General features: G+C 40.4%; 29 protein-coding genes. 26 read left to right on the top strand and 3 right to left on the bottom strand.

Features of this window, described 5'->3' with window-relative positions:
* Positions 1-307 precede the first annotated feature (307 nt).
* Both HW271_RS07580 and rpmH read left to right on the top strand, forming a co-directional pair.
* Positions 308-1,522, top strand: coding sequence for a pyridoxal phosphate-dependent aminotransferase (locus tag HW271_RS07580; RefSeq protein ID WP_016466880.1), 1,215 nt, complete (start codon positions 308-310; stop codon positions 1,520-1,522).
* 144 nt (positions 1,523-1,666) lie between these two features.
* Positions 1,667-1,801, top strand: coding sequence for a 50S ribosomal protein L34 (rpmH, locus tag HW271_RS07575; protein ID WP_000831905.1), 135 nt, complete (start codon positions 1,667-1,669; stop codon positions 1,799-1,801).
* A 182-nt stretch (positions 1,802-1,983) separates the two neighbouring features.
* Here rpmH and HW271_RS07570 read toward each other — a convergent pair whose 3' ends face one another.
* Complete coding sequence (locus HW271_RS07570; protein WP_178895498.1) at positions 1,984-3,828, bottom strand: APC family permease; 1,845 nt, start codon at positions 3,826-3,828, stop codon at positions 1,984-1,986.
* Between the two features lie 155 nt (positions 3,829-3,983).
* Between HW271_RS07570 and HW271_RS07565 the strand changes: the two genes are divergently transcribed.
* From HW271_RS07565 to pflA, 13 genes are all read left to right on the top strand, one after another.
* Complete coding sequence (locus HW271_RS07565; RefSeq protein ID WP_178895497.1) at positions 3,984-4,760, top strand: TatD family hydrolase; 777 nt, start codon at positions 3,984-3,986, stop codon at positions 4,758-4,760.
* Positions 4,757-5,320, top strand: a complete 564-nt coding sequence (rnmV, locus tag HW271_RS07560; RefSeq protein WP_178895496.1) for a ribonuclease M5 — start codon at positions 4,757-4,759, stop codon at positions 5,318-5,320. Before HW271_RS07565 ends, rnmV begins: the two co-directional genes overlap by 4 nt.
* 133 nt (positions 5,321-5,453) lie before the next feature.
* Positions 5,454-6,872 (top strand): SseB family protein, encoded by a 1,419-nt coding sequence (locus HW271_RS07555; RefSeq protein ID WP_178895495.1) that lies wholly within the window; start codon positions 5,454-5,456, stop codon positions 6,870-6,872.
* An 87-nt stretch (positions 6,873-6,959) separates the two neighbouring features.
* Positions 6,960-7,676: a dimethyladenosine transferase gene (locus tag HW271_RS07550; RefSeq protein WP_178895494.1), complete on the top strand. Its 717-nt coding sequence runs from the start codon at positions 6,960-6,962 to the stop codon at positions 7,674-7,676.
* Positions 7,677-7,688: 12 nt separating this feature from the next.
* Complete coding sequence (gene rsmA, locus HW271_RS07545) at positions 7,689-8,561, top strand: 16S rRNA (adenine(1518)-N(6)/adenine(1519)-N(6))-dimethyltransferase RsmA (protein ID WP_178895493.1); 873 nt, start codon at positions 7,689-7,691, stop codon at positions 8,559-8,561.
* Between the two features lies 1 nt (position 8,562).
* A complete protein-coding gene (rsgA, locus tag HW271_RS07540) occupies positions 8,563-9,441 on the top strand; it encodes a ribosome small subunit-dependent GTPase A (protein WP_178895663.1) in 879 nt (292 codons plus the stop codon).
* Between the two features lie 10 nt (positions 9,442-9,451).
* The gene (gene rpe / locus HW271_RS07535; RefSeq protein WP_178895492.1) at positions 9,452-10,108 is read left to right on the top strand and encodes a ribulose-phosphate 3-epimerase; all 657 of its coding nucleotides are present in this window, start codon (positions 9,452-9,454) and stop codon (positions 10,106-10,108) included.
* A complete protein-coding gene (locus HW271_RS07530; RefSeq protein ID WP_178895491.1) occupies positions 10,071-10,733 on the top strand; it encodes a thiamine diphosphokinase in 663 nt (220 codons plus the stop codon). Before rpe ends, HW271_RS07530 begins: the two co-directional genes overlap by 38 nt.
* A gap of 1 nt (position 10,734) precedes the next feature.
* Positions 10,735-11,991 carry a DNA recombination protein RmuC gene (rmuC, locus tag HW271_RS07525; RefSeq protein ID WP_178895490.1) on the top strand — a complete coding sequence of 419 codons (1,257 nt, stop codon included), beginning with the start codon at positions 10,735-10,737 and terminating at the stop codon, positions 11,989-11,991.
* Positions 11,981-12,922, top strand: coding sequence for a 3'-5' exoribonuclease YhaM family protein (locus tag HW271_RS07520; protein ID WP_006152067.1), 942 nt, complete (start codon positions 11,981-11,983; stop codon positions 12,920-12,922). Before rmuC ends, HW271_RS07520 begins: the two co-directional genes overlap by 11 nt.
* A gap of 101 nt (positions 12,923-13,023) precedes the next feature.
* Positions 13,024-13,848: a pur operon repressor gene (gene purR, locus HW271_RS07515; protein ID WP_006147832.1), complete on the top strand. Its 825-nt coding sequence runs from the start codon at positions 13,024-13,026 to the stop codon at positions 13,846-13,848.
* A 72-nt stretch (positions 13,849-13,920) separates the two neighbouring features.
* Positions 13,921-15,174, top strand: coding sequence for a diaminopimelate decarboxylase (locus HW271_RS07510; protein WP_178895489.1), 1,254 nt, complete (start codon positions 13,921-13,923; stop codon positions 15,172-15,174).
* A 131-nt stretch (positions 15,175-15,305) separates the two neighbouring features.
* Positions 15,306-16,100 carry a pyruvate formate-lyase-activating protein gene (gene pflA, locus HW271_RS07505; protein WP_178895488.1) on the top strand — a complete coding sequence of 265 codons (795 nt, stop codon included), beginning with the start codon at positions 15,306-15,308 and terminating at the stop codon, positions 16,098-16,100.
* 75 nt (positions 16,101-16,175) lie between these two features.
* On the opposite strand, the gene yidC is transcribed toward pflA, so the two are convergent.
* Both yidC and HW271_RS07495 read right to left on the bottom strand, forming a co-directional pair.
* The gene (gene yidC, locus HW271_RS07500; protein ID WP_178895487.1) at positions 16,176-17,099 is read right to left on the bottom strand and encodes a membrane protein insertase YidC; all 924 of its coding nucleotides are present in this window, start codon (positions 17,097-17,099) and stop codon (positions 16,176-16,178) included.
* A gap of 77 nt (positions 17,100-17,176) precedes the next feature.
* Positions 17,177-17,455, bottom strand: coding sequence for an acylphosphatase (locus HW271_RS07495; protein WP_001174501.1), 279 nt, complete (start codon positions 17,453-17,455; stop codon positions 17,177-17,179).
* Between the two features lie 33 nt (positions 17,456-17,488).
* On the opposite strand from HW271_RS07495, the gene HW271_RS07490 reads away from it, so the two are divergent.
* The 11 genes from HW271_RS07490 (at position 17,489) to HW271_RS07440 (ending at position 25,871) form a co-directional block, all read left to right on the top strand.
* Positions 17,489-18,229 carry an RNA methyltransferase gene (locus HW271_RS07490; RefSeq protein WP_178895486.1) on the top strand — a complete coding sequence of 247 codons (741 nt, stop codon included), beginning with the start codon at positions 17,489-17,491 and terminating at the stop codon, positions 18,227-18,229.
* 52 nt (positions 18,230-18,281) lie between these two features.
* A complete protein-coding gene (locus HW271_RS07485; protein ID WP_178895485.1) occupies positions 18,282-18,965 on the top strand; it encodes a Bax inhibitor-1/YccA family protein in 684 nt (227 codons plus the stop codon).
* A gap of 88 nt (positions 18,966-19,053) precedes the next feature.
* Complete coding sequence (asnA, locus tag HW271_RS07480) at positions 19,054-20,046, top strand: aspartate--ammonia ligase (RefSeq protein ID WP_178895484.1); 993 nt, start codon at positions 19,054-19,056, stop codon at positions 20,044-20,046.
* 60 nt (positions 20,047-20,106) lie between these two features.
* Positions 20,107-20,646 carry a 16S rRNA (guanine(966)-N(2))-methyltransferase RsmD gene (gene rsmD, locus HW271_RS07475; protein WP_178895483.1) on the top strand — a complete coding sequence of 180 codons (540 nt, stop codon included), beginning with the start codon at positions 20,107-20,109 and terminating at the stop codon, positions 20,644-20,646.
* Positions 20,636-21,124 (top strand): pantetheine-phosphate adenylyltransferase, encoded by a 489-nt coding sequence (gene coaD, locus HW271_RS07470; RefSeq protein WP_178895482.1) that lies wholly within the window; start codon positions 20,636-20,638, stop codon positions 21,122-21,124. Before rsmD ends, coaD begins: the two co-directional genes overlap by 11 nt.
* A complete protein-coding gene (locus HW271_RS07465) occupies positions 21,108-22,145 on the top strand; it encodes a SepM family pheromone-processing serine protease (protein WP_178895481.1) in 1,038 nt (345 codons plus the stop codon). Before coaD ends, HW271_RS07465 begins: the two co-directional genes overlap by 17 nt.
* Positions 22,146-22,202: 57 nt before the next feature.
* Positions 22,203-22,433: a DUF1146 family protein gene (locus HW271_RS07460; RefSeq protein WP_178895480.1), complete on the top strand. Its 231-nt coding sequence runs from the start codon at positions 22,203-22,205 to the stop codon at positions 22,431-22,433.
* A gap of 40 nt (positions 22,434-22,473) precedes the next feature.
* Positions 22,474-23,514 carry an acyltransferase gene (locus HW271_RS07455; protein ID WP_178895479.1) on the top strand — a complete coding sequence of 347 codons (1,041 nt, stop codon included), beginning with the start codon at positions 22,474-22,476 and terminating at the stop codon, positions 23,512-23,514.
* Between the two features lie 15 nt (positions 23,515-23,529).
* Entirely contained in the window at positions 23,530-24,816 is a 1,287-nt protein-coding gene (gene murA, locus HW271_RS07450) for a UDP-N-acetylglucosamine 1-carboxyvinyltransferase (RefSeq protein WP_178895478.1), read from the top strand.
* Complete coding sequence (locus HW271_RS07445) at positions 24,803-24,997, top strand: DNA-directed RNA polymerase subunit beta (protein ID WP_178895477.1); 195 nt, start codon at positions 24,803-24,805, stop codon at positions 24,995-24,997. The genes murA and HW271_RS07445 overlap by 14 nt, the downstream gene beginning before the upstream one ends.
* 46 nt (positions 24,998-25,043) lie before the next feature.
* Positions 25,044-25,871 carry a DNA/RNA non-specific endonuclease gene (locus tag HW271_RS07440; protein WP_178895476.1) on the top strand — a complete coding sequence of 276 codons (828 nt, stop codon included), beginning with the start codon at positions 25,044-25,046 and terminating at the stop codon, positions 25,869-25,871.
* The last annotated feature ends 104 nt before the right edge of the window (positions 25,872-25,975 follow it).

Below are 25,975 nucleotides of genomic sequence, written 5' to 3'. Positions count from 1 at the left end.
GTCAGTCTACTTATTTTTTCTTTGCGTTTTGCTGAATAGAAGCAGAAATTCTTTTGTTCATGCAGTTACCATCCCTTACAATGACTTTGTTTTCGATCACCAGAGTTTCTCTACAAAGATTTTGGTCCAATTTATCCAGCTTTTTAGAGGACCTATCAACTCTTTCTTCTCCAAAAATAGAAAGAAATCGGATTTGTCCTGTTACCTTGCGTTAAGCAAGGTTTTTTTGTGGAATAGTACTGGGAAATTTGCGATTTCGTTTTGGAGTGGTATAATATTAACTATCCTGATGAATAGAGGAACTCAAATGAAAGAATTTAACAAATCAATTAAATTAGAGCATGTGGCTTATGATATCCGTGGTCCAGTTTTGGAAGAAGCTATGCGCATGCGCGCAAATGGAGAAAAAATTCTTCGTTTGAATACAGGGAACCCAGCTGAGTTTGGCTTTACAGCTCCGGATGAGGTGATTCACGACTTGATTATGAATGCCCGTGATAGTGAAGGTTATTCAGATTCAAAAGGTATCTTTTCAGCTCGTAAGGCGATTATGCAATATTGCCAACTGAAAAACTTCCCTAATGTAGGCATTGATGATATTTACCTTGGAAATGGAGTTAGTGAGCTAATCGTTATGTCCATGCAAGGGCTTTTGGACAATGGTGATGAAGTCTTGGTTCCTATGCCAGACTATCCTCTTTGGACTGCTGCAGTCAGCTTGGCCGGAGGAAATGCCGTACACTATATTTGTGACGAAGAAGCTGAATGGTATCCAGACCTAGATGATATTAAGTCTAAGATTAGTTCCAATACCAAGGCCATTGTTTTGATCAATCCAAATAATCCAACGGGTGCCCTCTATCCCAAAGAACTCTTGTTAGATATCATCGAGATTGCTCGCCAAAATGACTTGATTATTTTTGCGGATGAAATCTACGACCGTATGGTTATGGATGGGAATGTCCACACACCAGTAGCAAGTTTGGCTCCAGACCTTTTCTGTGTCAGCATGAACGGTCTTTCTAAATCTCACCGTATCGCTGGATTCCGTGTGGGTTGGATGGTCTTGTCTGGGCCTAAACACCATGTAAAAGGCTACATTGAAGGGCTCAATATGCTCTCAAATATGCGTCTCTGTTCGAATGTGCTTGCTCAACAGGTTGTTCAAACTTCACTAGGTGGTCACCAGTCAGTGGATGAATTGCTCTTGCCAGGTGGTCGCATCTACGAGCAAAGAAACTTTATTTATAATGCCATTCAAGATATTCCAGGCTTGTCTGCTGTTAAACCAAAAGCAGGTCTTTATATCTTCCCTAAAATTGACCGCAATATGTATCGTATCGACGATGATGAACAATTTGTCCTTAATTTCTTGAAACAAGAAAAGGTTCTCTTGGTACATGGACGTGGCTTTAACTGGAAAGAACCAGATCACTTCCGAATCGTTTATCTACCACGTGTTGATGAGTTAGCCCAAATACAGGAAAAGATGACTCGCTTCTTGAAGCAGTATCGTAGATAAGGCTTTCATAGCAAAAAAGCTGGAAACATTTGTCAGAGCTATTGACAAATAAGTAAGAATCAGATAGAATAGTAAAGTATGTTTAGTAACTGATCACTTTATAGCCGGCTAAACGAATACAAAATCTATGAGGAGGTATTCATCGTGAAACGTACTTATCAACCAAGTAAACTTCGTCGTGCGCGCAAACACGGATTCCGTAACCGTATGTCAACTAAAAACGGTCGTCGCGTATTGGCAGCTCGTCGTCGTAAAGGACGCAAAGTTTTGGCTGCATAATCCAAACAAATGAAACAAAGAAGTCAGTAGGAACTCGAGCCTACTGACTTTTCTGTTTATCTAAAAGAGAGAAACTTCTATGGCAATTGATGTAATGTGAAAACCGTAGGAGATGTATTGGAAAGCTGATTAATAGAAAAAGCTCAAAAGCAGAAGGCGAATTTCTGATTTTGAGCTTTTCTTTATTCTTTCAAATGATAAGAGTAGCTAGCCACGACGACATCTTCGTGCCATCTGAGAGCGTATTTCAATTTGAGGCTCATTTGATTGTGTAGGATATTTTGCCAAGGCTTGTTAGGGATAAATTGAGGTACTAGAACTGTAACCGTGTAGTTCTTTTTCTTGGCTTCTTGAGAGATTTTTCGGACATATCGAACTGTAGGAGTGATGATATCTCGATAGCTAGTATTAATGTTTTTTAGAGTGATATTTGGGAAGTAGTCAGCGAATTCTTGAAGGATTTCTTGGTCTTTTTCCTCCGTTTCCTTGGTGGAAATATGCATAGCCAAAACCTCATCTCCTATGCTTTGAGCGTAATTAATCGCTCCGACGCTGACTCGAGTCACATTTCCCACTAAGACAAGGACGACATTGCCATCGTAGGTTTTCTTTTGAACTCCTTCATAAAGTCGAAGTTGTTTGGCCACCTTTTGGTAATGACTGTGGATGGCTAAAAAGAGGAAGGTTAAGACTAGGATAATTGGGAAGAATGGCCAGATATCTCCAAGTCTGAAGAAGAGTAGGATAAGAACGATAGCGTAACAAATGATAGCGCCGAGGATGTTAGCAAAGGCAGATTTTAAGAAATGAGAGCCTTTTTCTTTTTTCCAGTGGCGAATCATCCCTGTTTGAGAAAGTGCAAAAGGAACGAAAACTCCGATAGTATAGAGAGGAATCAAGCGTTCTGTATTTCCGTTAAAAATGAGCAGAAGAATCATAGCGCCAAAGGCCAAGGTTAGGATACCGTTTGAGTAACCTAGACGATCTCCCTTTTCCATAAAGAGATGGGGCATGTACTTGTTCTTAGCCATATTGTAAGCCAACATCGGAAAGGCAGAAAAACCAGTATTTGCAGCAACGGCTAGGATTAGGGCAGTTGAGAATTGGAAGAGATAATAAACAATCTGACCGAGAGCAGAATCCCCTAAAATTCCTTTAGCCATTTGTGAAAGGATTGTTTCTCCGTGTTGAGGTGTAATCCCCATCCAGTAGTTTAGGAAGGTAATTCCTGCAAATAGAAATCCAAGAATCAGAGACATGATGGTCAATGTTTGAGCCGCATTCTTTTCTTTTGGGGTCTTGAAAAATGGAACAGCATTTGAGATAGCTTCAACTCCAGTTAGTGAAGCCGAACCGCTTGTGAAGGCCCTTAAAATTAGGACGATTGAGAGACTTGGGACAGTTTGACCAATTGCAGAAGTTGCATGATAGCTGAGAGAACCTGTCAATAGTTGGAATAAGCCAAACAATAAGAGGAAGACCGTGCTAAAGATAAAGAGATAGACAGGGATCATCAGAGAACTAGCAGATTCCCTCAAGCCTCTCAGATTCAAAAGCATGAGCAAACATACTAGAAAAATAGAGATGTGGAGATTGTAAGGATGGAGAGCAGGAAGTGCAGCTGTGATCGCATCAGCACCTGCAGCCACAGATACGGCTACTGTTAGCATGTAGTCAACAAGCAGGCTTCCCCCAGCAATCAAACCTAACTCAGGGGAGAGGTTTTCTCGAGTAACCATATAGGCACCTCCACCTTGAGGGTAGGCATGGATGATTTGTCGATAAGAAATGGTCAGGCTAGCTAATAGTAAGAGGACAAAGATACCAATAGGGAGACTCCACCAAATAGCTAGGGGAGAAAGACTAGCCAAGACGAGGACGACCTGCTCGGGTCCATAAGCGATAGAAGATAGAGCATCGCTTGAGAGCATTGCGAGTGCTTGTGTTTTTCCAAGAAGTCCTCCTTCACCTTCTGTTAAGGATTTAAGGGGACGACCGATAAAGGTATATTTTAGTTTTGTAAACATTTTCTTTCCTTTTTTGAAATTTTCAACAAGAGCTATTATACTGCTATGAAAAAATACCGTCAAGGGAAAATCATTGATTTCAAAATATTTTTTTCCTATAAGGATGCGACTAGTTTTTTGGTATAATAGAAAGTAGAAAAAACGAGGAAATATAAATGATTTTTGATACTCATACACATTTAAATATAGAGGAATTTTTGGGACGTGAAGAAGAAGAGCTTGCCTTAGCAGCGGAAATGGGTGTAACTCGGATGAATATCGTTGGTTTTGATAAGCCGACGATTGAGCGTGCCCTAGAGTTGGTGGAAGAATATGACCAACTCTATGCGACAATTGGATGGCATCCAACAGAAGCAGGAGATTATACAGAGGATATTGAGAATTACTTGCTAGAAAAACTAAAACATCCAAAAGTTGTTGCCCTAGGTGAGATTGGTTTGGACTATCACTGGATGACAGCGCCTAAAGAAGTTCAAGAGAAGGTTTTCCGTCGTCAGATTCAGCTATCAAAGGAATTGGACTTACCTTTTGTAGTTCACACCCGTGATGCGCTCGAAGATACCTATGAGATTATCAAAAGTGAAGGAGTCGGTCCCCGTGGTGGCATCATGCATTCCTTCTCTGGTTCTCTGGAATGGGCTGAAAAGTTTGTGGAACTGGGTATGACTATTTCCTTTTCTGGGGTGGTGACCTTCAAAAAGGCAACAGATATTCAAGAAGCAGCAAAAGAGTTACCTTTGGATAAGATTTTGGTAGAAACAGATGCCCCTTATTTAGCCCCTGCACCCAAGCGTGGTCGCGAAAACAAGACAGCTTACACGCGCTATGTAGTGGACTTTATCGCGGACTTGCGTGGCATGAAGACAGAAGAATTGGCAGCTGTGACAAGTGCTAATGCAGAAGGCATCTTTGGATTGGAACATAAATCATGAAAGAGAAAATTTCCCAAGTCATCGTAGTCGAAGGGCGTGATGATACGGCAAATCTTAAACGTTATTTTGATGTGGAGACCTATGAAACACGAGGTTCCGCAATAAATGACCAGGATATAGAACGCATCCAACGTCTACACCAACGTCATGGGGTGATTGTCTTTACAGATCCTGATTATAATGGGGAGCGAATCCGTCGTATGATTATGACGACCATTCCGACAGTGCAACACGCCTTTCTCAAACGAGACGAGGCAGTGCCTAAGTCTAAGACCAAGGGACGTTCTCTAGGAATCGAACATGCCAGCTACGAGGACCTGAAAACAGCACTGGCTCAAGTAACAGAGCAATTTGAAGTAGAAAGTGATTTTGATATTAGCCGTAGTGACTTGATTCGATTGGGATTTTTGGCTGGGGCAGATAGTCGAAAACGCAGAGAATATCTAGGAGAAAGTCTACGTATCGGTTATTCCAATGGGAAGCAACTTCTCAAGCGTTTGGAATTATTTGGCATCCGTTTAGCTGAAGTTGAAGATGCCATGAAATCATATGAGAATTGAGAAACTCCCCCAAAATGTAGGGGGAATATGATACAATAGAAGTAAGTTTATACGGTTTAATCAGGCTTGCTTGCAAGCATTAGAAAAGTGACTCCATAGGCTTTGTGCTAAGTGGAGACAATGAGGAAAAGTTATGGGAATCTTTGATTTTTTAAAAAAGACAGAAACAACAAAAACAACTGAATCCAATAAGGAAACAGAAGAGGCGAAAGGCAATGCTTGTTTGGGAGTTCTAGATTTGTTCCCGATGAAGGAAACGAATCAATTATTGATTGTTGGGAGTCTAGAAGGAAGTATCAAGGTTGGAGATCAGTTGCAATTTTGCAATCCCGACCAAGGAATGGAAATTCTTGGCTCTGTAGAGGTTAAAAAACTCAGCAGTCAAAACAAAGATGCAGATAGTCTAACTGATGAAGTTCTTGCCCATCTAGTGGTTGATAGGATTCCTTCTTTGGATAAACTGAAAAAAGGAAGTGTGCTCTTTAGTTCAGGTATTGAGGAAGAGCAAAAATTATCTAGCTATTCAGATGCTCTTTATCGTGCTTTTGTAGCCATTCAAGAAGGTCAATTGACTAATGAAGACTATTTGGCATCTAGTCTTGATGATAGCGTAGAGATTTTACGCCTCTTTTTATGGAAATGCCGTCAAAATCAGGAAACTGAAAGTGAAGAAAGCTATCAAGCTAACACCCGCAAGTTGGAGCGTCTAGCAGAAATTGTCAAGGATAAGTTGTTAGCAGCAGATTCTGTTTATGCAGTTTATTCAGAAAAAACAGGTGAACCCTATCTTTTCTCAACGACCTATGACAGGGGAGAAGAGGGATACCTATGTACTGATCCCATGATCATGCTTTTGACACCATCTTGGTATCGCCAATTTAAGGAAACCATTGATAGTCGACCAAACTCAGTCGTAAAACTGATTGAAAATACGGAAGATAAAAAAGGGATTGAAAATTTCCTTGGGACAGCCTTTTACTTAAATGGTGCCTTGGGAGCAATCTTTAATTCCAAGGAAGTCAGCATCAGTGCCTCTGCCTTAGTTCAAAAACCAGATTTTTCTGATTTGCCTGAAATACAAGTTCCTGTAATGAACCCTGACCTAGTAAGATGGATGCTGTTAATGGGACAACTGGATAGCCCGACGACAGAAGATGAAGAAGTAATTTACAAACTCTATTATAAGTTCTTCTCTGAAGCTATGCTGAAAGCAAAATTCCTAATTCCTTTAGATGCTGCTTCGGAATTTAAGGACGATAGTCAGGAAGGAAGCTCCTTTGTCTTGGAAAAAGATTCTAGTTTCAACATTCCAGTCAAAGAAGGAAAAGATGGCAGAAATTCTGTGCCGGTATTTACCGATTGGAAACGTCTGCGAATGGTCTTTGACGAAAAATGGAATGGCATGATTGAAGAAGCGGGAGGCATGATTGAAGGCTTTGACTATGCTATAAACCCAACGGAATACTATGAAGCGGGTGCCTATGTTAGTCTAACAGCTTTTAGAGACATGCAAAAACTTAGTGAGGAACAAGAAGGAAGAGCTCAAGATTAGAAAGATCTTTACATTGGGAAACTTTATAGTTTTATCCACACTTACTTGAACCAGTAACCTTTTTCAAAGATTGTGAAAGGAAACGATATGGCAAATAGAAGTTATATTTACTTAAAAAACGGAGATGAAGCCCGTATTCTAACAGAGGGAATTTACACAATACCTTATTTTTGGCAATTGTTTTGGGATGAAGAAGATTTAAAAGCTCCTATTGCTCTCTGGGAAACAGCAGAAAAACTCGAAGAAGATGAAGAGCAAGCAGAAAAGTTTTACCAAGAGCAGAATGTAGATATCTTGCTTCCTATTGAAAAATTCCAGCAAAACGCCCTCCAAAACCGCTCTTTTTTAGAAGATAATGTCCCACAAGCCTTGAAACTATATGATGCCTTTGTTCGTTATATTCTTGCAAACGTAAAAGATGGTGATGTGTTAGGATTTGATCTTTTGGATGTAGTTTTTATGGACCAAGTCTCTGTAGTCGCTGATAAACTGTTAAAAAATATCCGAGCTATTCGGGAAAATCAACCAAAAGATTTGGACTTTTCTCTAACGGATAAGAACCTAATTGGTCTTGCTATGGGCTTTCCTGACTATTATGCTTCAGAATTATTGCCAGAAGACAATATTCTAGATTCGGTTGCCTATCAGGATGAACTAAATAAAATGAACCCTCAAGATGATAAGCAAGGGGACGATATGACTGGAGCCGATACAAAAGCGAACAAGTGGAGGAATGGTATAGTATATTTGCTCATACTTGCACTAGTAATTAGGTTGATTTTTTATATGATGGTTAAGAGATAGAAAAGAGAATAAATGAGAATTGCAGATTATAGCGTGACCAAGGCAGTGCTGGAGCGTCACGGTTTTACCTTTAAAAAATCTTTCGGGCAAAATTTCTTGACGGATACCAATATCCTTCAAAAAATCGTGGATACAGCTGAAATTGATGATCAGGTTAATGTTATCGAAATCGGGCCAGGGATTGGTGCCTTGACAGAATTTTTGGCTGAGCGTGCAGCTCAAGTCATGGCATTTGAGATCGACCACCGCTTGGTACCAATCCTAGCCGATACCTTGCGAGATTTTGACAATGTGACCGTAGTCAACGAGGACATTCTAAAAGTTGACTTGGCACAGCACATCCAGAATTTTAAAAATCCTGACTTACCAATCAAGGTAGTAGCCAACTTGCCCTACTATATCACGACGCCTATTCTCATGCACTTGATTGAAAGTGGCATTCCTTTTAGTGAGTTTGTGGTTATGATGCAAAAAGAAGTGGCAGATCGTATCTCTGCTAAGCCCAATACCAAGGCTTACGGCAGCTTGTCGATTGCCGTTCAGTATTACATGACAGCTAAGGTTGCTTTTATCGTACCTCGTACGGTCTTTGTGCCAGCACCAAATGTGGATTCAGCTATCCTGAAAATGGTACGTCGCCCAGAACCGGCTGTAGCAGTGGAAGACGAGAAATTCTTCTTTAAAGTTTCCAAGGCTAGTTTTATCCATCGTCGTAAGACCTTGTGGAATAATCTGACAGGTTACTTTGGCAAGACTGATGAAATCAAGGATAAATTGACTAAGGCATTGGATCAGGCAGGACTATCCCCAAGTGTACGCGGTGAAGCTCTTGGCTTAGAAGAATTCGCTAGTCTAGCAGATGCGCTTAAAGGACAAGGACTCTAGGATGCAGGGACAAATCATTAAAGCTTTGGCCGGATTCTACTATGTGGAGAGTGATGGTCAGGTTTATCAAACACGCGCGCGTGGAAATTTTCGTAAAAAGGGTCATACGCCCTATGTTGGAGATTGGGTAGATTTTTCTGCGGAGGAAAATTCCGAAGGTTATATTCTCAAGATTCACGAACGAAAAAATAGTCTGGTTCGTCCACCGATTGTCAATATTGACCAAGCTGTGGTGATCATGTCGGTCAAAGAGCCTGACTTTAATAGCAACTTATTGGATCGGTTCTTGGTTCTTTTGGAGCACAAGGGCATTCATCCTATCGTCTATATTTCCAAAATGGACTTACTAGAGGATAGGAGAGAACTGGATTTCTACGAGAAAACCTATCGTGCTATTGGTTACGATTTTGTGACGAGTAAAGAAGAACTTTTACCCTTGTTGACAGGCAAGATTACGGTCTTCATGGGGCAGACGGGTGTTGGAAAGTCAACTTTGCTCAATAAAATCGCACCTGATCTCAATCTAGAAACGGGAGAAATCTCAGACAGTCTGGGTCGTGGTCGTCACACTACTCGAGCGGTTAGTTTTTACAATCTCAATGGTGGGAAAATCGCAGACACACCAGGTTTTTCATCGCTGGATTACGAAGTAACAACAGCAGAAGATCTGAATCAGGCTTTTCCAGAGATTGCTAGTGTCAGTCGTGATTGTAAATTCCGCACTTGTACCCATACCCATGAGCCATCTTGCGCTGTAAAACCAGCAGTAGAAGAGGGCATCATTGCTACCTTCCGTTTTGACAACTACCTGCAATTCCTCAGTGAGATTGAAAATCGTAGAGAAACCTATAAAAAAGTCAGCAAAAAAATTCCAAAATAAGGAGAAACCTATGTCTCAATACAAGATTGCTCCGTCAATTCTGGCAGCGGATTATGCCAACTTTGAACGTGAAATCAAACGCTTAGAAGCAACTGGGGCTGAATATGCCCACATCGATATCATGGATGGTCACTTTGTACCCCAAATCAGTTTTGGTGCAGGTGTGGTCGAAAGTCTTCGTCCTCATAGCAAGATGGTCTTTGATTGCCATTTGATGGTATCAAATCCCGAACATCATTTAGAAGACTTTGCGCGTGCAGGTGCAGACGTCATCAGCATCCATGCAGAAGCAACACCTCATATCCATGGGGCCCTTCAAAAAATTCGATCTTTGGGAGTGAAGCCTTCTGTTGTCATTAACCCTGGAACACCTGTTGAGGCGATTAAACATGTGCTTCATTTGGTTGACCAAGTATTAGTCATGACCGTTAACCCTGGATTTGGTGGGCAAGCTTTTCTGCCTGAAACCATGGATAAGATTCGTGAGTTAGTGGCACTTCGTGAGGAGAAGGGCTTGAACTTTGAAATCGAAGTTGATGGTGGGATTGATGATAAAACTATTGCTCAAGCCAAAGAAGCTGGTGCAACAGTCTTTGTAGCAGGGTCCTATGTCTTTAAGGGAGATGTCAATGAACGAGTGCAAGCTCTCAGAAAACAACTGGACTAAAGTTGCAGTTTTTGCAGGCGGAGACCGCGGTCACTATCGGACAGATTTTGACTGCTTTGTCGGTGTGGATCGAGGCTCACTTTGGGTACTGGAGGAAAAACTTCCTCTTGCTTTAGCCGTTGGGGATTTTGATTCTGTGACTGTAGAAGAATGTCAGTTGATTCAAAAACGTGCCCAGCATTTTGTTCAAGCCCAGCCAGAAAAAGATGATACCGATCTGGAACTAGCACTTTTAACGATTTTTGAAAAGAATCCTCAAGCTCGGGTGACTATTTTTGGTGCCCTAGGTGGTCGCATTGACCATATGTTGGCTAATGTCTTTCTGCCTAGCAATCCTAAATTGGCGCCCTATATGCGTCAGATAGAGATTGAGGATGGGCAAAACTTGATTAGCTATTGTCCAGAAGGAACCAGTCAGCTAGAACCACGTTCGGACTATGATTACCTTGCTTTTATGCCTGTGAGGGATAGTCAGTTGACTATTATCGGAGCCAAGTATGAACTAACTGAGGAGAATTTTTTCTTTAAGAAAGTTTATGCTTCTAACGAATATATAGATAGGGAAGTTTCGGTAACATGCCCGGATGGCTATGTGGTCGTACTGCATAGTAAGGACAGGAGATAGGATGGAGATTGTATTACTACTGTTATTAATTGCTAACCTGGCTGGCCTCTTTCTCATTTGGCAAAGGCAGGACAAGCAGGAGCAATATTTGACCAAGAGTTTAGAAGACCAGGCAGATAATCTCTCAGACCAGTTAGATTATCGATTTGAACAAGCACGACAAGCTAGTCAGTTGGACCAAAAAAATCTAGAAGTGGCTGTTAGCGACCGTTTGCAGGAGGTGCGGATTGAATTGCACCAAGGTCTGACTCAGGTTCGACAGGAGATGAATGAAAACCTCCTCCAAACCAGAGATAAGACTGACCAAAGACTACAGGCCTTGCAGGAGTCAAATGAGCAACGTTTAGAGCAGATGCGCCAAACGGTCGAGGAAAAGTTAGAAAAGACCTTGCAGACACGTTTGCAAGCGTCTTTCGAGACAGTTTCAAAACAACTGGAATCTGTCAACCGAGGTTTGGGTGAAATGCAGACGGTTGCCCGTGATGTCGGCGCTCTTAATAAGATCTTATCTGGTACAAAAACTCGAGGAATTCTAGGAGAATTACAACTGGGACAGATTATTGAAGATATCATGACACCTGCCCAGTATGAACGAGAATTTGCAACGGTTGAAAACTCTAGTGAACGTGTGGAATACGCCATCAAGTTACCTGGACAAGGTGACCAGGAATATGTCTATCTACCGATTGATTCTAAGTTTCCACTGGCAGATTATTACCGTCTGGAAGAAGCCTATGAAGCAGGTGACAAGGACGAGATTGAGCGCTGTCGTAAGTCTCTCCTAGCAAGCGTCAAGCGTTTTGCTAAGGATATTAAGAGTAAGTACCTGGCGCCACCTCGGACAACCAATTTTGGAGTCTTGTTTGTTCCGACAGAAGGTCTTTACTCAGAAATCGTTAGAAATCCGATTTTCTTTGATGGTTTGAGACGGGAAGAGCAGATTATCGTTGCGGGACCAAGTACCTTGTCAGCCCTTCTTAACTCCCTATCTGTTGGCTTCAAGACTCTGAGTATCCAAAAGAGTGCTGACCATATTAGCCAAACTCTAGCCAACGTCAAAACCGAATTTGGCAAGTTTGGTGGTATTCTGGTTAAAGCGCAAAAACACCTCCAACATGCCACTGGTAATATTGATGAATTGTTAAACCGACGTACTTCAGCTATTGAGCGAACTCTCCGACATATTGAATTGTCAGAAGGTGAGCCTATGCTTGATTTGCTCCAGTTCCAAGAAGATGAGGAAGAATATGAAGATTAGTCACATGAAAAAAGATGAACTGTTCGAAGGCTTTTACCTAATCAAATCAGCCGATCTGAGACAGACGCGTGCTGGGAAAAACTACCTAGCTTTCACCTTCCAAGATGATAGTGGGGAAATCGAAGGAAAGCTCTGGGATGCCCAACCTCATAACGTTGAGGCCTTTACTGCAGGAAAAGTTGTCCACATGCAAGGGCGTCGTGAAGTTTACAACAACACTCCACAGGTAAATCAAATTACCCTTCGCTTACCTCAGCCTGGCGAACCCAATGACCCAGCAGACTTCAAGGTCAAATCACCAGTGGATGTTAAAGAAATCCGTGAGTACATGGCACAGATGATTTTCAAGATTGAAAATCCCATCTGGCAACGAATCGTTCGGGCCCTCTATACTAAATATGATAAAGAATTTTATTCCTATCCAGCTGCAAAAACCAACCACCATGCCTTTGAAACAGGGCTAGCTTATCATACAGCGACTATGGTTCGTTTAGCAGAGGCAATTGCTGATGTGTACCCACAACTCAATAAGAGCTTGCTCTATGCGGGAATTATGCTTCATGACCTGGCTAAGGTTATTGAGTTAACAGGTCCGGACCAGACAGAGTATACAGTGAGAGGAAATCTTATCGGGCATATCGCCTTGATTGATAGCGAGATTACCAAAGCAGTTATGGAACTTGGCATTGATGATACTCGAGAAGAAGTGGTGCTTCTGCGCCATGTGATTCTCAGCCACCATGGATTACTCGAGTATGGTAGTCCTGTTCGTCCTCGTGTGATGGAAGCTGAAATTATTCATATGATTGATAATTTGGATGCGAGTATGATGATGATGTCAACAGCGCTCGCCCTTGTTGATGAGGGGGAAATGACCAATAAGGTCTTTGCAATGGACAATCGTTCCTTCTACAAGCCAAAATTAGACTAGAAACTAAAAAAATGAGCTTTATTTAGACAATAAAGTTCGTTTTTTTGCTTTAGTGTGTTATAATGAGAAAAAGACTAATTAAAAAGAATGGTGAATAACTAATGAAATTAAGAAGAAGTGATCGGATGGTTGTTATTTCCAATTATTTGATTAACAATCCATACAAATTAACCAGTCTCAATACCTTTGCGGAAAAGTATGAATCTGCCAAGTCTTCTATTTCAGAAGATATTGTCATTATTAAGCGCGCCTTTGAAGAAATTGAAATTGGTCATATTCAAACGGTGACAGGTGCTGGTGGTGGGGTTATTTTCACACCTTCTATCTCTACCCTTGAGTCCAAAACAATCATCCAAGAGCTTCGCGATAAACTTTCAGAGAGCGACCGCATTCTTCCAGGAGGCTACATTTATTTGTCTGATCTCCTTAGCACTCCAGCTATTTTGAAAAATATTGGACGTATTATTGCCAAGAGCTTTATGGACCAAAAGATTGATGCTGTTATGACGGTAGCGACCAAAGGGGTTCCGCTTGCAAATGCAGTAGCAAATGTTCTCAACGTACCTTTTGTCATTGTTCGTCGTGACTTGAAAATCACAGAAGGTTCAACTGTGAGTGTTAACTACGTCTCAGGTTCTAGCGACCGTATTGAAAAAATGTTCCTTTCAAAACGTAGCCTTAAGGCAGGAAGCCGTGTCCTGATTGTTGATGACTTTTTGAAAGGCGGAGGAACGATTAACGGTATGATTAGCCTTTTAACAGAGTTTGATTCTGAGTTAGCTGGTGTAGCTGTCTTTGCTGATAATGCGCAGGAAGATCGTGAACAGCAGTTTGACTACAAATCACTCTTAAAAGTTACCAATATTGATGTGAAGAACCAACAAATTGAAGTTGAAGTTGGGAACATCTTCGAAACAGAAAAATAAGAGAGAATAAGATGCTTAAAGGTTGGAACTTTCGTCCCAGCCTTTCTTTGATAATGAATATGAAGGAGCCCTATGAAGACGCCATTTATTAAACGTGAAGACTTAGAAAAGATTGTTGAAGAGTTTCCAACTCCATTCCATCTCTACGATGAAAAAGGTATTCGCAAGAAAGCACGCGCAGTAAACAAAGCCTTCTCTTGGAATAAAGGCTTTAAAGAATACTTCGCAGTTAAGGCAACCCCAACTCCAGCTATCTTGAAGATTTTGCAAGAAGAAGGATGTGGAGTGGATTGTTCTAGTTATGTAGAACTCTTAATGAGTCATAAGCTCGGGTTTTCAGGGGCGGAGATGATGTTTTCATCTAACAATACACCAGACCAAGAGTACGCTTATGCCCGTGAATTAGGGGCGACTATCAACTTGGATGCCTTTGAAGATATCGACCATTTAGAGCGCGCTGCGGGGATTCCTGAGATTATCTCTTGTCGTTACAATCCTGGAGGCGTATTTGAACTAGGGACAGACATTATGGATAATCCTGGTGAAGCTAAGTTTGGGATGACCAAGGAGCAACTCTTTGAAGCCTTTGCTATCCTGAAAGAAAAGGGAGCTAAAACCTTTGGGATTCATTCCTTCCTAGCTTCCAATACTGTGACCCACCTCTACTATCCAGAATTAGCACGTCAGCTCTTTGAGTTAGCAGTAGAAATCAAGGAAAAGTTGGGTATTTCGCTGGACTTTATCAACCTTTCTGGAGGTATCGGAGTCAACTATCGTCCAGATCAAGAGCCAAATGACATCGCCTTGATTGGTGAGGGAGTTCGTCAGGTTTATGAAGAAGTTCTTACGCCAGCAGATCTTGGTCAGGTTAAAATCTTTACAGAACTAGGTCGCTTTATGTTGGCACCTCATGGCATTCTCGTTACAAAAGTTACTCATAAAAAGAAAACCTACCGTACTTATCTAGGAGTAGATGCGTCAGCTGTCAATCTTATGAGACCAGCTATGTACGGTGCTTACCATCATATTACTAACATGATGCATCCTGATGGTCAGACTGAAATGGTTGATGTTGTTGGTTCTCTTTGTGAAAACAACGACAAGTTTGCAGTAAATCGTGAGTTGCCTCAAACAGAAATTGGTGATTTGTTAGTGATTCATGATACAGGTGCCCATGGCTTCTCTATGGGATACCAGTACAATGCGAAACTTCGTTCGGCAGAGATTCTCTACACAGAGGACGGTGGTGCTCGACTAATCCGTAGAGCAGAGCGACCTGAGGACTATTTTGCGACTCTCTATGGCTTTGACTTTGACAAGGAATAGAGGAATTTTGAAAATCATGAAAGTTGAAAGTGAAAAACAGATTGTTTTCTAAAAAATAGACAAAATCTATTGTTTTTCCTTTCAAGCGTGATATAATAAAATTATAAAACGGTTTCAAGGAAGGTGACGTGATGTCAGAAGAAACAATAGACTACGGACAAGTGACAGGAATGGTACATTCGACAGAGAGTTTTGGGGCGGTAGATGGTCCCGGAATTCGTTTCATTGTCTTTTTGCAGGGCTGTCAGATGCGTTGCCAGTATTGCCATAACCCTGACACATGGGCAATGGAAACCAATAAATCTCGTGTACGAACAGTAGACGATGTTCTAGAAGAAGCGCTTCGTTTTCGTGGTTTCTGGGGAGATAAGGGTGGAATTACTGTCAGTGGAGGAGAAGCTCTCTTACAGATTGATTTCCTAATTGCTCTCTTTACAAAAGCAAAAGAAAAAGGCATCCACTGTACCTTGGATACTTGTGCCCTTCCATTCCGTAATAAACCACGTTATTTAGAGAAATTCAATAAACTAATGGCCGTGACAGACTTGGTTCTTCTTGATATCAAGGAAATCAACGAAGCACAGCACAAGATTGTAACCAGTCAAACCAACAAAAATATCTTGGCGTGTGCGCAGTACTTGTCAGATATTGGGAAACCTGTTTGGATTCGTCATGTTCTCGTGCCAGGATTGACAGACCGTGATGAAGATTTGATTGAGCTTGGGAAATTCGTAAAAACTCTTAAAAATGTTGATAAATTTGAGATTTTGCCTTACCATACCATGGGTGAGTTCAAGTGGCGTGAACTTGGGATTCCGTATTCACTTGAAGGGGTTAAACCTCCAACAGCAGATCGTGTTAAAAACGCTAAGGAATTGATGGATACAGAAAGCTATCAAGATTACATGAAACGTGTTCATGGATAAAAAATAAGCCTGATGAAAATATCGGGCTTTTCTGATATAAAAAAAGCTTAGCTCGAATGCTAAGCCTTTTATTTTTTATCTAGAATGTTGTTTTCCAGAATTGCGTTTTTTGTTCTTCTTAGCAGAAGTTGAGATAACTGCAGCTGATTCAGGGGTTACATCTTTACGAGCACCTGAAGTTTTACTTGCTTTTGGTGGGTTCTTGGCATATTCTTCACGTACTTTTTTACGAAGTTTTGGACGAATCATGTAGTTGACGATGAATTGTTGAAGGATCATCATGAAACCACCGACAACCCAGTAAAGCGTTACACTAGCTGGTGAGAAGATTGAGAACATGACAATCATCAACGGACTCATGTAAATCATTTTCTTGAGTTGTTCTCTTTGAGTCTCGTCTTCAACTCCGTGTAGAGAAAGGAGTGATTGGATGTAGTAGAGAATACCTGCGCAGGCAATGAGAATCCAACTTGGAGAACCCAGTGCAATACCTAAGAAGCTAGCTTCAGAAACACCTTCTGTGTGTTGAGCAGCAAAGTAGATAGCAGAGAAGAAAGGCATTTGAATGAGGATAGGGAAACATCCTACACCACCAAACATACTAATACCATGCTCTTTTTGAGCAGCAAAGAGAGCTTGTTGGGCTTCTAGTTTTTCTTCTTGAGTCGTTGCTTCTTTGAGACGAGTCTGATGTGGCTCAAGGACATGCTTGAGGGCGTTCATCTTCTCAGAGTGAAGGGTAGCCTTCCATGATTGGTAGATACCAAGTGGAAGGATAATCAAGCGGACGATAATAGTTACGATGATAATACCAACACCGAAACCAAGACCTTGGTCATTGGCAAAATATTTGATAGCCTCTGCCATAGGTGCTCCGATGGTATTCCAGATAAATCCGGTTGGCTGACCTGTTGCTTTATCAACCTGGACACATCCTGTCAAGACTAATAGCATAGCCACTCCCATGACTGAGAGGGCGATTCGTTTAATTGATTTCACTGTTTTTATTCCTTCTTAAAAAATTATACCTTTCTATTCTACTGCTTTTTTTGAAAATATACAATAGTTCTAGAGACCTAATTTGCGACTTTGAAATCTGAATAGGATGGAAAGTTGCTTAATTGGACGTCGAGATAGGTTACTTTTGAGAAGGGAGTGGGCCCTTTTCGGATCTCTTGGATGAACTTAGCCATGATAGCTGAAGACTCTGCTTGGGCAAGAATTTCAACTGTTCCGTCATCGTTGTTCCAGACCCGACCGGTGATTCCACCTAGCTCGAGGGCAAGGGTATAGACGCCCCAGCGGAAACCAACGCCTTGGACGCGTCCCTGTGCGATCATTTTGACCTTTTGCATACTAAACCTCCTTGATTGTGTTATAATATTTCTATGACTATTATAACCTCTAAAGCAAATTCTGTGGTAAAAAATGCCAAGAAATTGCATCAAAAAAAATATCGAAAATCTTCTTATTTAATTGAAGGATGGCATTTGTTCGAAGAAGCTATTCAGGCTGGTGCAAAGATAGAGAAAATATTTGCTCTAGTAGAGTATGGAGATAAACTAGTAGATTATCCTCAGACTGTCTTTGTGACAGAGGAAATTTTATTCGATTTAGCAGATTCCCAGACGCCTCAGGGCATCGTTGCCATTGTTCAAAAGGAAGAGGAGCAGTTGCCGGATTTGACCTCTGGAAAATATCTTTTCTTGGAAGATGTGCAGGATCCTGGAAATGTGGGGACCATGATTCGGACGGCAGATGCTGCAGGTTTTTCTGGAGTCATCGTTTCAAGCAAGTCGGCTGATATCTACAGTCTCAAAACACTTCGTTCCATGCAGGGCAGTCATTTACATTTGCCGATTTATCGCATGTCTGTTGAAACATTCGTTGAAGAGGCTAAAAAGAATCACTTGTCCATTCTAGCAACTACCTTGTCCCAGAACTCTAAAGATTATCGTGAACTGGATCGGTTAGAGGATTTTGCTTTGGTTATGGGAAATGAAGGGCAAGGCATTAGTCCCTTCATGGCAGATCAAGCAGATCAACTGGTTCATATCAGCATGAAGGGGCAGGCGGAAAGTCTGAATGTCGCCATCGCTGCAGGCATACTCATGTTTTATTTGAGTTAAAATAGTTAATTTTTGTTATAATCAGTAAAAAGATTTCATAAGGAGAAGAAATATGAATCAAACAATTATTCAAGAACGTTCTGGTTTGAATCAATTTTATGCAAAAGTTTATGCTTTTGTAGGGATTGGGATTGCCTTATCTGCAATTGTCTCAGCCTTAATGTTAACAACCTTCCAAGACCTTCTCGTACAGTTAATGTTAAATGCACGCATATGGCTAATCGTGACAGGAGTAGTTGAAGTTGCTCTTGTAATTGCAGCCAGCAATATGGCTTATAAAAATAGCCCAGCAGCTCTTCCGATGTTTCTCATCTATTCAGTAGTGAACGGTTTTTCGCTGAGTTTCATCGTATCGCTCTATCTTCCAGGAACAGTTTTGACTGCCTTTATTTCCAGTGCAGCCCTCTTCTTTGTCATGGCTATCATAGGAGTCGTCATCAAAAAGGATTTGAGTGGTATCGGACGTGCATTGATTGCAGCTTTATTTGGTCTAATACTGGCCATGGTTGTCAATATCTTCTTAAATAGTGGCCTAATGGACTACATTATTAGTATTGTTATGGTGCTTGTTTTTGCAGGTTTGATTGCTTGGGATAATCAAAAGATTCGTTATGTTTACGAAGAGTCAGATGGTCAAGTCGCTACAGGCTGGGCAATTTCTTTAGCACTTAGCCTCTACCTTGACTTTATCAACCTCTTCCTTAGCTTCCTACGTATCTTTGGACGTGACGATTAATGCTTTTAGAGCTCAAATGAGCTCTTTTTTCTTTTATTTTTACTGATAAAAAGGTATAATCTTTATTATTATTCTAAAGGAGGAATGTATGAAGAAAAGTTTTATCCATCAGCAAGAAGAGATTTCATTTGTGAAAAATACCTTTACCCAGTATTTAAAAGATAAGTTAGAAGTAGTAGAAGTACAAGGCCCAATCTTAAGTAAGGTTGGAGACGGGATGCAGGATAACCTTTCAGGGATTGAACATCCAGTATCTGTTAAGGTTCTGCAAATTCCAGACGAAACCTACGAGGTGGTACATTCACTTGCTAAGTGGAAACGCCATACTTTGGCACGTTTTGGTTTCGGTGAAGGAGAAGGTCTCTTCGTTCACATGAAGGCTCTTCGTCCGGACGAAGATTCACTAGATGCGACTCATTCGGTTTATGTGGACCAGTGGGACTGGGAAAAGGTTATTCCTAATGGAAAACGCAATCTAGCCTATCTTAAAGAAACAGTTGAAAAGATTTATAAGGCTATTCGTTTGACTGAGCTAGCAGTTGAAGCACGATACGATATTGAGTCAATTTTGCCTAAGCAAATTACCTTTATCCATACAGAAGAGCTTGTTGAACGCTATCCAGACTTGACACCGAAAGAACGTGAAAATGCTATCTGTAAGGAATTCGGTGCTGTCTTCCTAATTGGTATCGGTGGTGTATTATCGGATGGGAAACCTCATGATGGCCGTGCACCAGACTATGATGACTGGACAACTGAATCTGAAAATGGTTATCATGGCTTGAATGGAGATATCCTTGTCTGGAATGATAACTTGGGTGCAGCCTTTGAATTATCTTCAATGGGAATTCGTGTCGATGAAGATACCCTCCGTCGACAAGTAGCTATTACAGGAGATGAAGATCGTCTTTCTTTGGAATGGCACAAAGCTCTCTTAAACGGTCTCTTCCCATTGACAATTGGTGGAGGAATTGGTCAATCACGTATGGCTATGTTCTTACTTCGTAAGAAACATATCGGTGAAGTTCAAACAAGTGTTTGGCCACAAGAAGTCAGAGATACTTACGACAATATTCTTTAATCAATCGAGCCGCAAGGTTCGATTTTCTTTTTTTTATCAGAATTTGGTATAATATACCTTATGAAAATCGTATCAGGAATCTACGGAGGACGTCCTTTAAAGACGTTGGAGGGCAAAACAACGAGGCCGACATCAGACAAGGTCCGAGGAGCTATTTTCAATATGATTGGTCCCTACTTTGAAGGAGGACGTGTACTAGATCTTTATGCGGGTAGCGGCGGTTTATCCATCGAAGCAGTTTCAAGGGGAATGTCAAGTGCTGTTCTGGTCGAGAGGGATAGACGGGCCCAGAATATTGTGGCAGAAAATATCCGGATGACCAAGGAAACCTCAAAGTTTCAATTATTGAAAATGGAATCTAGCCGTGCATTGGAACAGATTGATGGTGTCTTTGATCTTATTTTCTTGGACCCTCCCTATGCAAAAGAACAAATCGTGTCGGATATTGAAAAAATGGCGGAGAGAAATCTTTTTTCAGAAGATGTCATGGTGGTCTGCGAGACTGATAAATCAGTAGAACTTCCAGAAGAAATCGCCTGTTTGGGCATCTGGAAGGAAAAAATATATGGGATTAGTAAGGTGACGGTTTATGTCAGATAAGATTGGGTTGTTTACAGGTTCATTTGATCCAATGACGAATGGGCATATGGATCTCATTGAGCGTGCAAGTAAGCTCTTTGATCAATTGTATGTAGGAATTTTTTATAATCCACACAAAAATGGATTTTTACCGATAGAAAGCCGACTAGAGACGGTTGAAAAAGCAGTGGTACATTTAGAAAATGTTCAAGTCATAGCTTCTCACGATGAGTTAGTGGTTGATGTTGCTAGAAAACTAGGTGTAGAGGTCTTGGTGCGTGGCTTGCGTAATGCTACTGATCTTCAGTATGAAGCTAGTTTTGATTTTTACAACCATCAATTAGCAGGAGAAATGGAGACAGTCTATCTCCACAGTCGCCCAGAACATATCTATATTAGTTCTTCAGCTGTGAGAGAATTGTTGAAATTTGGTCAAGATATCAGTGAGTATGTCCCAAATGCTGTCTTAGAGGAGTTAAAACATGAAGAAAAAAACTAGATGGCCCATATATTTAATCATTGGGCTTGTTATTACTTTTATAGCTTTTACGGTACCCCTGCCTTATTACATTGAGGTTCCAGGGACTTCAGAAGATATTCGAAAAGTCTTACAAGTCAATAATCAAGCTGACCAAGAGGAAGGTTCCTATCAATTTGTGACAGTTGGGGTTAAACATGCTAGACTGGTGGACTTGGTTTATGCTTGGCTGACGCCTTTTACGGATATTCGAAGTGCTAAAGAGATGACAGGTGGTTCTTCAGATGCAGAATTTATGCGAATCAACCAGTTTTACATGGAAACTTCGCAAAACATGGCCAAATATCAAGGTCTGAAATCTGCTGGTAAGGAAATAGAGCTCAAATATCTGGGGGTCTATGTTTTGACTGTGACGGATAACTCGACTTTCAAGGGGATTCTCAATATCGCTGACACCGTGACGGCTGTAAACGATAAGACTTTTGAAAGCTCCAAGGAGATGGTCGACTACGTCAACTCTCAAACTCTTGGAGACAAGGTTAAGGTTACCTACCAGGAAGACGGAAAAGTCAAGACTGCTGAAGGAAAAATCATTACTCTGGAAAATGGGAAAAACGGTATTGGAATCGGTTTGATTGACCGCACAGAAGTGTCAAGTTATGTGCCAATCAAGTTTTCAACTGCTGGCATTGGTGGTCCGAGTGCTGGAATGATGTTTAGTTTATCCATCTATACGCAAATTGCAGACCCTACTCTTCGAAATGGACGAATCATTGCTGGTACAGGAAGTATCGACAGAGATGGAAATGTTGGTGATATTGGTGGAATTGACAAAAAAGTTGTTGCTGCTGCAAAAAAAGGAGCTACTGTATTCTTTGCTCCAAACAATCCAGTAACTGAAGAAGCTAAAAAGGCCAATCCTAATGCTAAAAGTAATTATGACACGGCTGTAGAAGCTGCTGAAATGATTAAAACAGACATGAAGATTGTTCCTGTAAAAACACTTCAGGATGCAATTGATTACTTGAAAAACAACCCATAAAATATAGTGCAAGTCCATAGACTAGCGTAGAAAAAGAGAAGATGGTATAATAGGCAGATGATTCAATTGTTTTTTACCCTCAGTAGTCATATGTTTTTTGTCTACCTAGTTTTTCAACTGTTGAAAGATTTGGTCAAATGGGATCAAATTTTAAAGGTAACTAAGGACAATGCGAGGAAGGTACGACTTTTAGTAGTATTGTGTAGTATCGGTTTAGGGTATCTGATTAGTTCTTTTTTCCTAAATCTCTATCAATTATGGCAAGAAGCAGTACGAGGATTATTATAATTTTTAAGAATTAATAAAGATATTTGGAGAAAGAGATTTAATGGATATTGTAATCTTATTGTTGATAACGCTATTACTTTATTTGTTGCCTCAAAACAAGGAGTATCTCAATGTTAAGTCCACATCAGGTCTTAGAGGTTTTTTAGCTTTAGGAATAATATTTCATCATATATCACCATTGGTTAAAACTGGTGAGGAGTTTTCTAATTTTTCGTATATGGGGACCTATATCGTTTCTATATTTTTCTTTTTATCTGCATACGGGTTGTATGTTCAAAATGAAAGCAGAGAAAACTATCTGGATAATTTTTTAGTAAAAAGACTTTCCAAAATTATAGTTCCATTTTTTATTATATCTTTGATTTATATGTTTTATAGATTCGTAAATGGTCAATTAATTGATTTAAATTTCTTTATTAATTTATTTAAACAAGGAAGTACTATTATCTATAATGGTTGGTTCGTAGACATTATAATTTTAATGTATATATTTTTTTATTTATCGTTTAAGTTTTTTCAAAATAAGTTCTTGTCTATTGTTTTCAATACAATATTTATAATCTGTTACATCTGCTTGGCTATAAAGTTAGGTTATAATTTTTGGTGGTATAATAGCGTTCTTGCCTTCGCTATTGGCCTAATATGGGCTAAAAATCAAAATAAAATTGATAGATTTTTAGAAAAATATTACTTTATCGTAATTGTTTTAGTCACTGTGTTACTCTTTGTTTCACATAGATACGATATTTTACTTAAGTATTTACACATAGAAGATAGCTATAGTTATGCACTAGCTGCTAATTTAGATAATATTATTTTTACAATCTATTTTATTATAGTTTTTTTGAAAAAAATAAATTTTTCAAATGTCTATTTAAATTTAATTGGTCGTATATCGTTTGAATTATATATGATACATGGATTAGTAATTTCTATGTTAGCAAAAATATTTGTGTCATCTAGAGTAAACGATGTACTATTCACATTATTTGTGTTGATAATTAGTCTGATTTTGGCGTGGATTGTTAATAAAATAGATAAAAGGATTATTCAAAAAGTAAGTCTAATACAAAATCAATAGTAAAGGAAAATATCCATGGAAAAAATTGTAGTTCAAGGTGGAGATAATCGCCTAGTTGGAAGTGTTACGATTGAAGGTGCGAAAAATGCAGTTTTACCACTACTTGCGGCGACTATTTTAGCAAGTGAAGGAAAAACAGTTTTAAAAAATGTTCCGATCTTATCAGATGTCTTTACCATGAATCAAGTGGTTCGTGGATTAAATGCGAAAGTGGACTTTGATCAAGAAGCACATATTGTTGAAGTTGATGCGACAGATGATATCACAGAAGAAGCACCTTATAAGTATGTTAGCAAGATGCGTGCGTCTATTGTAGTCTTGGGTCCAATTCTAGCTAGAGTTGGTCATGCTAAAGTTTCCATGCCAGGTGGCTGTACGATTGGTAGTCGTCCGATTGACCTTCACCTTAAAGGTTTGGAAGCAATGGGGGCTAAGATTACCCAAACAGCTGGTTATATCGAAGCTAAGGCAGAACGCTTGCATGGAGCCCATATCTATATGGACTTTCCTAGTGTTGGGGCAACCCAAAACTTGATGATGGCTGCAACGCTAGCTGATGGCGTAACTGTTATCGAAAATGCTGCGCGTGAACCTGAAATTGTAGACTTGGCTGTCTTCTTGAATAAAATGGGAGCTAAAGTCAAAGGTGCGGGAACAGAGAGCATTACCATCACTGGTGTTGAAAACTTGCATGGTGCAACCCATAACGTTGTTCAAGACCGCATCGAAGCAGGGACATTCATGGTTGCTGCTGCAATGACAGGTGGAGATGTCCTGATTCAAGATGCTATCTGGGAACACAACCGTCCCTTGTTGGCGAAATTACAAGAAATGGGTGTTGAAGTCATCGACGAAGATGAAGGAATCCGCATCCGTTCTCAACGAGACAAACTAAAAGCAGTTCATGTCAAGACCTTACCACATCCAGGGTTTCCTACGGACATGCAGGCGCAGTTTACTGCTCTTATGACGGTTGCTCAAGGAGAATCGACTATGATTGAGACAGTCTTTGAGAATCGCTTCCAACATCTAGAAGAAATGCGTCGCATGGGCTTGCATTCTGAGATCATCCGTGACACTGCTCGTATCGTTGGCGGGCAACCTCTCCAAGGGGCAGAAGTGCTGTCTACGGACCTTCGTGCCAGTGCAGCCTTGATCCTGACAGGTTTAATAGCTGAAGGTGAGACTGTTGTTGGGAAACTTGTCCATTTGGATAGAGGTTATTATCGTTTCCATGAAAAATTAGCTCAGTTAGGGGCTAATATTGAACGGGTAAGTGTGGAAGCTGATGAAGATGAATAAAGAAGTATCTTATGTGCTACGTCGATTTCTATTGGTCATTATTGTTTTGCTTCTAGGGATTTTGGCGCTTGGAATTGGCTTGATGATTGGCTATGGTATCGTAGGAAAAGGTCAAGATCCGTGGGCAATTTTGACACCCGATAAATGGCATGAACTGATTGCAAAATTTACAGGGAAATAGGCTGGGGAACCGGCCTTTTTCTAAGGATAAAAAATAAGGAGGAAACATGAATAAAAAAACCAGACAGGCCCTCATAGGTCTCCTGATTTTTCTACTTTTGTCGGCAGGAAGTTACTACATAAGAGAAATGCAGGCTTCCAATAATACACCACAAACACAGGTACAGCAAAAGTCAGAGTCACCTGATACTCCTAGTCAAGAATTGGCTGAGAGTGTATTGACTGATTCGGTCAAAAAACAAATAAAGGGATCCCTTGAGTGGAATGGAGCAGGTGCCTTTATTGTAAATGGGAACAAAACCAATCTAGATGCTAAGGTATCAAGTAAACCCTATGCTGATAATAAAACTAAAACTGTAGGTGGTGAGACCGTTCCTACCGTAGCCAATGCTCTCATGTCAAAAGCAACTCGACAGTATAAGGATCGCGAAGAGACGGGTAATGGTTCGACCTCTTGGACTCCAGCAGGCTGGCATCAGGTCAAGAACCTAAAAGGAAGTTATAATCACGCTGTAGATAGAGGACATTTATTAGGCTATGCCTTGATTGGTGGTCTAGATGGCTTTGATGCATCTACTAGTAATCCTAAAAACATCGCTGTACAAACAGCCTGGGCCAACCAAGCTCGCGCAGAAGATTCAACAGGACAAAACTATTATGAAGGTTTAGTTCGAAAAGCGCTAGATAAGAATAAACGAGTGCGTTACCGCGTTACGCTACTGTATGCGACAGAAGAGGACCTAGTACCTTCTGCCTCTCAAATTGAAGCAAAATCCTCTGACGGAGAATTGGAGTTTAATGTAGTAATTCCTAATGTTCAAAAGGGAATTCGGTTAGATTACCGAACAGGGGAAGTTACGGTTACAAAAGACTAATAAATAGATAATCCCTTATCGTTTTGATAGGGGATTTACTATAGAAATCGAAAATTAATGTGTAGAAATTGAAAAATATGGTATAATAGTCTCAATTATACTTT

It is taken from the genome of Streptococcus sp. oral taxon 061 (assembly GCF_013394695.1).
In the GTDB taxonomy this organism is placed as follows: domain Bacteria; phylum Bacillota; class Bacilli; order Lactobacillales; family Streptococcaceae; genus Streptococcus.
Note: the sequence above shows the minus strand (reverse complement) of the source record. Positions and strands in the feature narration are given on the sequence as shown.